Here is a 12,287-nt window from a genome sequence, read left to right as displayed (position 1 = left end):
TATGCAAAAAAGTTCTCTTTATCCAACAATTTACGTTTTAGGTAATGGACAATTAGGTCGAATGTTACGTTATGCCGGTGCGCCTTTAGATATTAATGTTGTACCTCTTGCATTCCAACAAGCTCTGTTTGAATTGGAGCAACAAGCGTTGATAACAGCCGAAATTGAACGTTGGGAGCAAACACCATTAACCGAACAGCTTTCTTCTCACCCAAATTTCATTAATAAAAATATTTTTGCTTATCTTGCAGATCGCCTTACCCAGAAACAATTGCTTGATCAGCTTGAACTTGCTACTTCTCCGTGGCTACATTTAACCGCACAAACTTCGTGGCAACAGGTGTGGCAAAATGTCGGTGAAAAAGTGGTCGTAAAACGTCGTACCGGCGGTTATGACGGTCGTGGTCAATGGATTGTCGATCAACATAATACCGATGTGATTACTGAAGCGTTATTCGACCACACTATCGCCGAAGCCTTCATTCCTTTTGACAATGAAGTTTCTCTGGTTGGTGCCAGATTCGCCGATGGTCGTACCTATTTCTACCCAATCACGCAAAATTTACAGCAACAAGGCATTTTACGTTACAGTGTTATAATATCAACCAAGCCGCATCCGATGCAAGCTGAAGCGGAACGTATGCTTGGTAAAATTATGCAACATTTAGATTATGTCGGCGTCATGGCGATGGAATGTTTTGTGGTGGGTGATAAATTGTTGATCAATGAACTCGCGCCACGTGTACATAACAGCGGACACTGGACACAACTAGGCGCAAATATCAGCCAGTTTGAGCTTCATCTACGTGCATTATTGAATTTACCGACGCCCAAATTAGTCGCAAGAATGCCGACCGTAATGGTCAATATTATCGGCACCGAACATCACAAAGAGTGGTTGGCATTGCCTTATTCTCAACTACACTGGTATGGCAAAGAGGTGAGAGCCGGCAGAAAATTGGGGCATATCAATATTGCACATCCTGATAATATGCAGCTGATAGAGATTTTAAACCAACTTGAACCGTTACTGCCGGACGATTACCAATCCGGTTTAGCTTGGGCAAAACAGCAATTACAAATTGCATAAAATAAAATTAAATCGCTAGAAACACTTGTCAAAGTCAACGCTTTAACGGTATAACTAGCACACTGTTAACACAACAATTATGTAGAAGGAAAATCTGATGTTTGAACATATTGAAGCCGCTCCGGCTGATCCTATTCTTGGTTTAGGTGAAGCATTTAAAGCTGATTCACGCAGTAATAAAGTTAACCTTGGTATCGGCGTTTATAAAGATGCCAACGGTCAAACCCCTATCGTTAAAGCAGTAAAAGAGGCTGAAAAACGTCTACTTGCCAATGAAAATACCAAAAACTATCTTGGCATTGACGGTTTAGCTGATTTTAATCGTCAAACACAAATTTTATTATTCGGTGCTGATCACGACATTGTCAAAAATAAACGTGCGAAAACAGCACAAAGCCTTGGCGGTACCGGTGCATTGCGTATTGCCGCTGAATTTATTAAACGTCAAACTTCTGCAAAAAATGTTTGGATCAGTGCGCCAACCTGGCCAAACCATAACGCCATTTTTAAAGCGGTCGGAATGAATATCTGTGATTATCGCTATTATGATAAAGTTACTCACGGCTTGGATTGGGAAGGAATGATTGCTGATTTAGAAAATGCACAAGCAGGTGATGTAGTATTATTCCACGGTTGTTGCCATAACCCGACCGGTATCGATCCTACACCGGAACAATGGGCAACATTAGCAAAAATGTCGGCTGAAAAAGGCTGGTTGCCGTTATTCGATTTTGCTTATCAAGGATTTGCTAACGGTTTGGAAGAAGATGCGGTCGGCTTACGCACTTTTGCCGCAAACCATCAAGAATTGTTAGTAGCCAGTTCTTATTCCAAAAACTTCGGTTTATACAACGAACGTGTCGGCGCATTCACACTTGTTGCTGCCAATGAAGAAATTGCTACTAAAGCATTCAGCCAAATTAAAGTTATCATTCGTACCCTTTACTCTAACCCGTCATCTCACGGTGCGAGTGCTGTTGCAACCGTTTTAAATGATGCACAGCTAAAAGCGGAATGGATTGCTGAATTGGATGAAATGCGTGGCAGAATCAAAGCAATGCGTCAAAAATTTGTGGAATTGCTGGCTAAACACGGTGCAAAACAGAATTTCGATTTTATTATTCAACAAAACGGGATGTTCTCTTTTAGTGGATTAAGCCCTGAACAGGTTGATCGCTTAAAAGAAGAATTTGCCATTTATGCTGTTCGTTCCGGTCGTATCAATGTCGCTGGCATCACCGAACAAAATATCGACTATTTATGTGAAAGTATTGTGAAAGTACTTTAATCACTGATTAGATCAAGTCGCTCCTCATCGAGCGACTTTTTTATGACATAGCAGCATATAAAATTTACAATTCAACCGAGTCAAAACTCATCCACCACAAACTCAAACCAATCAATCACATCCTGTTCGTGAATACCATTTGTAACCATCACATTAGCTTTGTGCATTTCAGATTGATTCCCCACCAACAGCGGATGCCATTCCGGTAAAGGTTTGCCCTCATACAGTAATCGATAAGCACAGGTTTTCGGCAACCACGTGAAATCAGGTAAATTTTTCTTGGTTAATTTAGTGCAGTCCGGCATTAATTTAAAACGATGTACATAATTTCGACAACGCCCTGTTTCTAAATCCAACAAATCGCAAGCAATACGGGTAAAATAGAGCCGTTGTCGTTTGCCTTTTCCTTCAATAAACTTTCGATAGCAGCATTTACCGCAACCATCACATAACGCTTCCCATTCATCCTCATCCATTTCCAACAAACTTTTCTGTTGCCAAAACGCTTCACTTAATGCCATTTTTCAACCACTCCATTTTTTATCTTAATTCTTACCCAAATTGAAATTTTTCTAAAATTTTATCTAAGAATTATGAATTTTATTAAAAATAATCTAACAAACAATTTTTTTATTAAATAAATTAATTATCGTTTGACCTTATTCTCCTTTTTTTGTTATATCTACCACTATCGAAAGTGAAATGAGGTACAACAATGATCGAACAATATTCTGCAATGCGCAACAATATCAATATGCTTGGACATATGCTTGGCGAAACTATCAGCGATGCTCAAGGAAATGATATTCTTCAACTTATTGAAAAAATAAGAATTTTATCAAAAAGCTCTCGTTCCGGCGATGAACAGGCACGTCAACAACTATTGCAAACATTAGAAAATATCTCCCCGAATAATATTATTCCAGTGGCGCGTGCTTTCAGTCAATTTTTAAACCTCACGAATATTGCCGAACAATACCAAACTATTTCTCGCCACCATACTGATGAAGTAATGTCTGAACGCTCTATCGCAGCGTTGCTTACTCGTTTAAAGCAGGATAATAATGTTTCAAAGCAACAAATAATTGAAGCCGTACAACAACTATTGATTGAACTAGTATTAACTGCACATCCGACCGAAGTAACTCGCCGCTCTTTAGTACATAAATATGTTGAGATCAATAATTGTCTGCGTAAATTGGAAAATGCCGATCTAACCCTACTTGAGCGCCAACAAATTGAGCGTCGTCTTCTGCAATTGATTGCTCAGGCGTGGCACACTAATGAAATCCGTACACAACGCCCTACTCCATTTGAAGAAGCTAAATGGGGATTTGCAGTTATTGAAAATAGCTTATGGTCTGCCGTGCCACAATTTTTACGTCAATTAAATCAGGATTTGAAACAACATCTACAATTTCAATTACCTGTTGATTTAGCCCCTGTTCGTTTCTCCTCTTGGATGGGTGGCGACCGTGACGGCAATCCATTTGTTACAGCTGAAGTTACGCAAAAAGTTTTATATTTGGCTCGTTGGAAAGCGGCAGAACTATTCCTCACTGATATTCAGCAGCTTTCTGATGAACTCTCTATGATTGAATGCTCTCCTGAATTTATACAAAAATATGGTGATCACGAGGAACCATACCGAACAGTAGTAAAAGATCTTCGTGTTCGTCTTAACAACACCCTAAATTATTTTGATGATAAATTGGCTAACCGTACACCAACAATTCATCTGGAACAGATTATTACTACTGATGAACAATTATGGCAGCCACTATACGACTGCTATCAATCACTATGTGCTTGCGGAATGCGGATTATTGCTAACGGCTTATTACTTGACTGCTTACGCCGTATTCGTTGTTTTGGTGTTACTCTCTCTCGTTTGGATATTCGTCAAGAAAGTTCTCGCCACGAACAAGCTATTGCTGAAATTACTCGCTACATCGGTCTAGGTGACTATTCACAATGGAGTGAAGATGATAAACAGGCATTCCTGATTCGTGAATTAAGTTCTCGCCGCCCATTAATTCCGCAAGATTGGCACCCTTCAGCAGAAACAAAAGAAACTTTAGATACCTGCAAAATTGTAGCACAACAGCCACAAGGTATTATCTCTTGCTACATTATTTCAATGGCACGCACAGCTTCTGATGTATTGGCTGTTCACCTTCTGCTAAAAGAAGCTGGCATTAAACGTGCATTGCCGGTAGTACCACTATTTGAAACTTTGGATGATTTGGATAATGCTGAAACTGTAATGCAGCAATTATTTGATATCGGCTGGTATCGGGGCATTATAAATAATAAACAGATGATTATGATCGGCTATTCCGATTCTGCCAAAGATGCCGGAATGATGGCTGCTTCTTGGGCGCAATATCGCGCTCAAGAAGCATTGGTCAATCTTTGTGAAGATCGCGGTATCGAGTTAACACTGTTCCACGGACGTGGCGGTACTATCGGTCGTGGTGGAGCTCCAGCTCACGCTGCGCTGCTCTCTCAACCACCTAAATCTTTAAAAAATGGTTTACGCGTAACCGAACAAGGTGAAATGATTCGTTTCAAATTGGGGTTGCCAGAAGTGGCCGTACAAAGCTTAGATCTTTATGCTAGTGCTGTTTTAGAAGCCAATCTATTACCACCACCAAACCCAAAACAGGGTTGGCGTGAAATTATGAATGAACTTGCCGACACTTCTTGTAAAATTTATAGACAAGTGGTTCGTGGTAATGCCAACTTTGTACCCTATTTCCGTGCAGCAACACCAGAACAAGAACTTTCAAGATTACCTCTTGGTTCTCGTCCCGCAAAAAGAAACCCAACCGGTGGTGTCGAAAGTTTACGAGCTATTCCTTGGATTTTTGCTTGGATGCAAAATCGCTTAATGCTACCAGCGTGGCTTGGCGTAGGTGCGTCATTACGCACGTTATTTGAACAAGGTAAAAGGGAAACCATTGAAGAGATGTGTAAGTCCTGGCCATTTTTTTCTACTCGTATCGGAATGGTCGAAATGGTATTCAGTAAAACCGACTTATGGTTAGCTGAATATTATGATCAACGCTTAGTACCGGAAAATCTGTGGTACTTAGGAGAATCATTACGTGAACAACTGAAAGCTGATCTTCAAACCTTGCTTTCACTTTCACACGAAGACCGTTTAATGGCGGATCTACCGTGGATTGCTGAATCGATTAAATTGCGCAATATTTATACCGATCCTCTCAATCTATTGCAGGTAGAATTATTGCATCGATTACGTAGTGGTGAAAATAACCACGCCTTAGAACAAGCTTTGATGATTACCATTACCGGTATTGCTGCCGGAATGCGTAATACAGGATAATTTTAGCAAAACAAATAAAACGGTGGTGAATTTTACTACCGTTTTTTAACTATATAAATCTGCCTAAATTCAGTAAAATATCGCCATTCTTATTTATCCTAAACAGTTATGGCGTTATCTCATACAATACTTTCAATTTTGGCACATCAAGCTGCCACCGGTTATGATATCAGTAAAAAATTTTCACAAACTTATGGATTAATCTGGCAAGCAACTCATCAGCAGGTATATCGAGAATTAAATTTATTAGAAAAACAGGGGTTAATCTCTTTTTCGTTGCATTTCCAACAGGGGAAACCTGATCGCAAAGAGTATCAATTAACCGATCAGGGTGAACAACAGCTGAAAAAATGGCTGCTGGAAAGCACGCTAACAAACGGAATTTTACGAGATGAGTTTATCTCTCGCATTTTGGCAGCATTGAAATGTCATCCGCAAATGGCATTCAGCGCAGTAAAAAAACGACAGCTCGCTCATCAGCAAAATATCCAAAATATGCAAAAATTGATGCAGGAATTAGAACTGCTTGAGGAAAAAACACTTTATGATACGTTAATGATTCTGTTGCTAAAGCGTAGCATTCGCCAAGAGTATGTCAATCTGCAATGGTTAGAACAGGATCTATTGCCTATGCTACAGTTGTTGCAACAGGAATAATAAAAGGAGAAAAAGATGCCCATTACAATTATTAGACCAGCACAACAGCAGGATTTACCAGCATTACTAGACATTTATAATCACGAAATCATTAATGGTGTTGCCACCTTTGATTTACAGCCTAAGTCACTTATGGAAAGACAAAGTTGGTTTGATGAACACAACAAAAATAATCATCCACTATTGATTGCCGAACGTGACGGTGAAGTGCTTGGTTATGCCTCACTCTCTCGCTATGCGGAAAAAGCAGCATACAATTCAACAGTTGAACTTTCTGTTTATATTGCACCATCGGCAAGACGGCAAGGTATCGCCTCACAATTAATGAGTGCCATTATTGAGCTGGCTAAAAAAAATTCCGCCACCCATTTAATCGTATCATTAATTACAGGAACCAATTTAGCAAGTATTACTTTACACCAAAAATTCGGTTTTAATAAAGTCGGAACACTGCATCAGGTCGGCTACAAACACGAACAATTTTTAGATGTTCATATTTATGAGCTATTAGTTTAATTTCACTTACACAGGTATTTTTATGACTGAAATTCAAAAACTCGATCCGGATACAGCAATCGATATCGCCTATGATATTTTTCTTGAAATGGCGCCAGAAAATCTTGATCCTGCTGATATTATATTGTTTAACCTTCAATTTGAGCAACGTGGTGCAGTTGAAATGGTTGAAACCAGTGATAATTGGGACAATGAAATCGGTGTATTGATTGATCCTGATGAATTTGCTGAAGTCTGGGTTGGATTAATTAATGATAATGATGAAATGGATGATATTTTTGCCAAAATTTTGATTTCACATCAAGAACAGGATCGTCAATATCACATTATTTGGAAAGAATAATATAAATAAAAATCTGCCTAACTTCATCTGTTAACCGTTAGACAGATTTTTTCTGATTATTGTTGTGCAATACGCACTTCAACTGAATCATCCTGTTTAATCTTTTGATCAATCCGTGCAGTTTCTACACAAAGCATTGTGCGGTATCCATATTCGTTCATCGCACTGGTCGCTTTATGCCACGGATTCCATACCACAACATTGCTCGCATTATGATGTTCCACCTCAATAAAACGCGCATTTGCCTTATCTTCAATATGATTAATACGGTTTTCACCAGAATATATATAATCAGTATGTTGATGAATAGACAATGGTGATACTACATCAATCTCCTCTTTGGCTACTGAATCAAAACAATGTTTCGGCAACCCAAAAATTGTGGTCTTCTCAATATCACCAATATTAAAATAAGTATGCAATGCTAATTGTGCTTCGCTGTTATCTAATTGGGTAAATTTAACCCTACAATCTTCAGAAAATGCCATTCTTACTCGCGCAATCGCAATATTATTTTCAGAATATAACCCAAAAATTAACTTCACTTCGTGTTCGGATACTTGCCAATCACTCAACACCCATTGCCGCAAGCGCGCAAAACCGTGTGCCGGTTCGCCATTTGCACCAAACCACGGATAACAGATCGGTATACCACCACGAATTGCAATTCCTTGTTTAAAAGGTTCTGCATCACTCAACCATAATATATCCTGCGCCGCATACTTAGGTTGCCAGCTTAATAATTGCGCCCCCTGCAACGAAACAATCGCCCGACCGGTTTCGTGTTCCACCACAATCATCGAAATTTCATTATAGCGTTGCAGAGAAATATTGGGATGAATCTGTTCAATAAACTGCATTTTGTTTAACAGCGAAAATGTCATTATTTATACCTCAAAAAATAATCGGAAAATATTGGTGCTAGCATAGATCGATTAGTGCGTGAAAAAAAGTTATAATCTGAAAATTCTCCCATTTATTGAGATAGTTAAAACTTTTCTAAAAAATTACTGGTAAAAATGTCAAAAATCCAACAACTACAACAAATTTTCTCCACTGATGGCTTACTCAGTAAATCTATCGCCAAATTTCAACCTCGCCTTGAACAGCTTGAGATGGCAACAGCCGTATTAAATACAATAGAAAAACAATCACAACTCATTGTTGAAGCCGGCACAGGCACAGGCAAAACTTTCGCCTATTTAATTCCAGCACTGCTCAATAAAGAAAAAACCATTATTTCCACCGGTTCTAAAAATTTGCAAGATCAGCTGTTTCAGCGTGATCTCCCCACTATTATTAAGGCTATGAAGTTTGATGGTAAAATCGCTCTACTTAAAGGAAGAGCAAATTATCTCTGTTTAGATCGGTTGGATAAAATCTACCATCGCGGTATTTTAGGTGATCGTTCGCTATTAAAAGATTTAAAAGCGGTGCAAAAATGGCGTAATGCAACAAAATCCGGAGATTTAAGCGAGTGTAATGCACTGCCGGAAGACAGTGCCATTATTCCACAACTGACTAGCACTACAGAAAGCTGCCTTGGTGCGGATTGCCCGTTTTATAAAGATTGTTTTGTGTTAAAAGCTCGTCAAAAAGCGATTGAAGCCGATTTAGTGGTGATCAATCATCATCTCTTTTTCGCTGATATGGCGATTAAGGAGAACGGTTTCGGAGAACTCATTCCCAATGCCGATGTTATTATTTTTGATGAAGCTCACCAATTGCCGACTGTCGCCTGCCAATATTTCGGTGAAACGCTCAGTTCTCGCCAAATTTTTGAACTTTGTCGTGATGTGAATCTAGTTTACCGCTCTGAACTGAAAGATATGACGCAATTAGGCAAAGCAAGTGATTTATTGGAAAAAATTACTCAAGATTTCCGTTTAACTTTTGGATTGGATAACCAACGTGGTGATTTACGGCAACTCTTTGCCAAAGATGAAATTGTCAAAGCTTTTCAGCAACTACAAGATAAATTGAAATTTCTACTGGAAGTAGCAAAAAAAGGAGAAAAGCGTAACGAAACATTGGATCGCATTATCGAACGCATTGAAGATTTAATAAAATTAAGCGACCGTTTAGCACAGGTACAACAAGTTGGTTACTGTTACTGGTTTGAAATATTCGGTAAACAGTTTAGCCTGCACATCACCCCATTGACCATTGCCGATAAATTTCAGCTACAACTGGAAAAACAGCAAGCAGCGTGGATTTTCACTTCTGCTACACTAGATTCCGGCGATAATTTTTCCCATTTTGCTGCCGAGTTAGGTATTATCAATGCACAGAAGAAAATTTTGCATAGCCCTTTCAATTATGAAGAACAAGCTCTACTCTGTATTCCACGTTATCTGCCGGCAAGCAACCGTGGTAATACGCTACAACAATTAGCTCAAATGCTGTTACCGATTATTGAAGCTAATCAAGGGAATTGTTTTGTGCTTTGCACCTCAATTTTTATGATGAAAGGCTTTGCTGATTACTTTCGCCAACATAGCCATTTAAATGTGTTACTACAAGGAGAAACCAACAAAAGCAAATTATTGCAACAATTTACGCAAAACAAGCATACTGTTCTTGTTGCAACCCAAAGTTTTTGGGAAGGCATTGATGTTCGTGGCGATGCACTTTCTTTGGTAATTATTGATAAATTGCCATTTGCTTCACCGGACGAACCGCTACTAAAAGCACGAATTGAAGATTGTCGTTTACAAGGCGGTGATCCGTTTAATGATATTCAAATTCCTGAAACCATTATTACTTTAAAACAGGGTGTAGGGCGTTTAATTCGCGATATTAATGATCGCGGTGCAATCATCATTTGTGATTCTCGTATTGTAACACGCCCCTATGGACAACAATTTTTACAAAGCCTCCCACCAGCAAAGCGTACTCGGGATTTAACGAAAGTAATCAATTTTTTGCAAAAAATTAAGGATAAAACAGAATGAAACCTACTTTACTCGCATTAGACACTTCAACCGAAGCCTGTTCCGTTGCATTACTTTTTAACGATGAAATCACCTTTTTCGATGAAATCGCACAACGCACACATACACAACGTATTTTGCCGATGATAGATCAATTACTGCAACAATCCGGAATCAAATTAACGCAAGTTGATGGTATTGTATTAGGGCGTGGTCCCGGCAGTTTTACCGGTGTACGTGTTGGCGTTTCTGTTGCGCAAGGGTTGGCGTTGGGTGCAGATTTACCGCTCTACCCTGTCTCAACATTAACCGCTATGGCACAAGCCGCTTATGAGCAACAACAAGCAAAAAGCGTGTTAAGTGCTATTGATGCCAGAATGAATGAAGTCTATTTTTCACAACTGCAATATCAGGCAGTTATTTTGGACGGCGTACAATATGATCATTGGCAAACTATTATTGAAGAACAGGTTATTGCTCCGCAAAATTTGTTTTTACAATTAACAGGAGATTATAAGAACACCCTTAAAGTCGGTAGCGGTTGGGCAGCATATACTGAGCTTTCCGCTGTTTCGGCTAAAGAGAGCAACATCACTTTGCCTTCCGCTAAATATATGTTATCTCTTGCAAAACTAGCCTATGCCCAAAATAACTCCATCTCTGCCACCGCACTCGAACCGGTCTATTTACGCAATGAAGTCACTTGGAAAAAACTTCCGGGAAGAGAATAATTAAAAAAATGATGGTTGCTAATTTACATACCATCATTTTTTGAATTTTAAGAGACTTATTTGCTCACCGGAGAATGAAAATTCATCTAAATATTCTTTATTCTTTCTATAAAACTTCATACATTTTGATATTTAACAAACTAACCATCAAACAATAAATACTGATTAGAAAAGACTAAAAGAACAGCTAACCCTACCATAAAGAGCGAGGTTTTAAATTGTATTCAGAAAAAATACGGGGTGAAATATTTCACCCCGTATTACCTCATATTTTGAAAATAACTAAGCAAGTTTTGCACGTCTAGCTTTCACGGCTTCGGCAAGATCATATAACAATTTTTCGGTATCTTCCCAGCCAATGCAAGCATCAGTTACACTTTGCCCATAAACCAGTGAGTTTTTACCATCAATAATATCTTGACGACCTTCAACAAGGTTGCTTTCAATCATTACCCCGAAAATATGGGTTGAACCTTCGCTTAATTGACGACAAACATCATCACACACTTCAAGTTGTTTTTTGAACTGTTTTGAACTGTTTGCGTGACTAAAATCGATCATTACGTGTGGGATTCTGCCACTTTTTTCAATGTCATTCGCCACTTTTAAGACGTGTTCTTTTGAGTAATTCGGACCTTTATCGCCACCACGTAAAATAATATGACAATCATTGTTTCCTTTTGTAGCCACAATCGCAGAATGACCAAATTTGGTAACAGACAAGAAATAGTGTCCTGATTCTGCTGCACCAATAGCGTCTAATGCAATTTTTACACCACCGTTAGTACCGTTTTTGAAACCAACCGCACAAGATAAACCAGAAGCTAATTCACGATGCACTTGAGATTCAGTGGTTCTTGCGCCGATTGCCCCCCAGCTCATAAAATCAGCAATATATTGTGGTGTGATCATATCTAAAAACTCACCGGCTGATGGCACTTCAAGATCATTAATATCTGATAATAATTTACGTGCCATTCTTAAACCGTCATTAAGAGTATAAGTGTGATCTAGATGAGGATCGTTAATTAAACCTTTCCAACCCACAGTTGTGCGTGGTTTTTCAAAATAGACACGCATAATCACTTCCAGTTCACCTTTCAATTCTTCACGCAACACTTTTAAACGTTTCGCATAATCCAATGCTGCTTCAGGATCGTGAATTGAACAAGGTCCAATAACAACCAATAAGCGATCATCTTCTTTGTGTAAAATATTATGTACTGCTTGGCGAGCCTGTTTAACGGTTTTTGCTGCGACTTTACTTGCCGGATATTTTTCCAATAATGCAATCGGGGGAAGAAGTTGCTCTACTTTTGCAATACGAACATCATCGTTTTCAATACGAATATCTTTTTTAATCACTGCCATTTAAAT

At 38.8% G+C, this 12,287-nt stretch carries 11 protein-coding genes; 8 read left to right on the top strand and 3 right to left on the bottom strand.

The features are described 5' to 3' along the window. The first annotated feature begins 1 nt into the window (after window position 1). Together purK and JP36_RS01650 are read left to right on the top strand one after the other, a co-directional pair. The gene (gene purK / locus JP36_RS01655; RefSeq protein WP_039171302.1) at window positions 2-1,090 is read left to right on the top strand and encodes a 5-(carboxyamino)imidazole ribonucleotide synthase; all 1,089 of its coding nucleotides are present in this window, start codon (window positions 2-4) and stop codon (window positions 1,088-1,090) included. A 97-nt stretch (window positions 1,091-1,187) separates the two neighbouring features. Next, the gene (locus JP36_RS01650; RefSeq protein ID WP_039171299.1) at window positions 1,188-2,378 is read left to right on the top strand and encodes an amino acid aminotransferase; all 1,191 of its coding nucleotides are present in this window, start codon (window positions 1,188-1,190) and stop codon (window positions 2,376-2,378) included. A gap of 80 nt (window positions 2,379-2,458) precedes the next feature. Here the strand turns inward: JP36_RS01650 and JP36_RS01645 are convergent, their stop codons facing one another. Beyond that, a complete protein-coding gene (locus JP36_RS01645) occupies window positions 2,459-2,899 on the bottom strand; it encodes a YcgN family cysteine cluster protein (protein ID WP_039171297.1) in 441 nt (146 codons plus the stop codon). A 194-nt stretch (window positions 2,900-3,093) separates the two neighbouring features. Here JP36_RS01645 and ppc point away from each other — a divergent pair, with 194 nt between their 5' ends. The 4 genes from ppc (at window position 3,094) to JP36_RS01625 (ending at window position 7,246) form a co-directional block, all read left to right on the top strand. After that, complete coding sequence (gene ppc, locus JP36_RS01640) at window positions 3,094-5,730, top strand: phosphoenolpyruvate carboxylase (RefSeq protein ID WP_039171295.1); 2,637 nt, start codon at window positions 3,094-3,096, stop codon at window positions 5,728-5,730. Between the two features lie 108 nt (window positions 5,731-5,838). Next, window positions 5,839-6,387: a PadR family transcriptional regulator gene (locus JP36_RS01635; RefSeq protein ID WP_039171292.1), complete on the top strand. Its 549-nt coding sequence runs from the start codon at window positions 5,839-5,841 to the stop codon at window positions 6,385-6,387. 15 nt (window positions 6,388-6,402) lie between these two features. Continuing rightward, window positions 6,403-6,903: a GNAT family N-acetyltransferase gene (locus JP36_RS01630; protein ID WP_039171290.1), complete on the top strand. Its 501-nt coding sequence runs from the start codon at window positions 6,403-6,405 to the stop codon at window positions 6,901-6,903. A gap of 22 nt (window positions 6,904-6,925) precedes the next feature. Continuing rightward, the gene (locus JP36_RS01625; RefSeq protein WP_039135810.1) at window positions 6,926-7,246 is read left to right on the top strand and encodes an HI1450 family dsDNA-mimic protein; all 321 of its coding nucleotides are present in this window, start codon (window positions 6,926-6,928) and stop codon (window positions 7,244-7,246) included. Between the two features lie 56 nt (window positions 7,247-7,302). Here the strand turns inward: JP36_RS01625 and JP36_RS01620 are convergent, their stop codons facing one another. Then, complete coding sequence (locus JP36_RS01620; protein WP_039171288.1) at window positions 7,303-8,130, bottom strand: D-hexose-6-phosphate mutarotase; 828 nt, start codon at window positions 8,128-8,130, stop codon at window positions 7,303-7,305. Window positions 8,131-8,265: 135 nt separating this feature from the next. Between JP36_RS01620 and JP36_RS01615 the strand changes: the two genes are divergently transcribed. Both JP36_RS01615 and tsaB read left to right on the top strand, forming a co-directional pair. Continuing rightward, a complete protein-coding gene (locus JP36_RS01615) occupies window positions 8,266-10,200 on the top strand; it encodes an ATP-dependent DNA helicase (protein WP_039171286.1) in 1,935 nt (644 codons plus the stop codon). Continuing rightward, the gene (gene tsaB, locus JP36_RS01610) at window positions 10,197-10,910 is read left to right on the top strand and encodes a tRNA (adenosine(37)-N6)-threonylcarbamoyltransferase complex dimerization subunit type 1 TsaB (protein WP_039171283.1); all 714 of its coding nucleotides are present in this window, start codon (window positions 10,197-10,199) and stop codon (window positions 10,908-10,910) included. Before JP36_RS01615 ends, tsaB begins: the two co-directional genes overlap by 4 nt. Window positions 10,911-11,192: 282 nt before the next feature. Here the strand turns inward: tsaB and aroG are convergent, their stop codons facing one another. Further along, complete coding sequence (gene aroG, locus JP36_RS01605; protein WP_039171280.1) at window positions 11,193-12,281, bottom strand: 3-deoxy-7-phosphoheptulonate synthase AroG; 1,089 nt, start codon at window positions 12,279-12,281, stop codon at window positions 11,193-11,195. Window positions 12,282-12,287 lie beyond the last annotated feature (6 nt).

The sequence above is a fragment of the Gallibacterium genomosp. 1 genome, assembly GCF_000771875.1.
Lineage (GTDB): Bacteria > Pseudomonadota > Gammaproteobacteria > Enterobacterales > Pasteurellaceae > Gallibacterium.
Note: the sequence above shows the minus strand (reverse complement) of the source record. Positions and strands in the feature narration are given on the sequence as shown.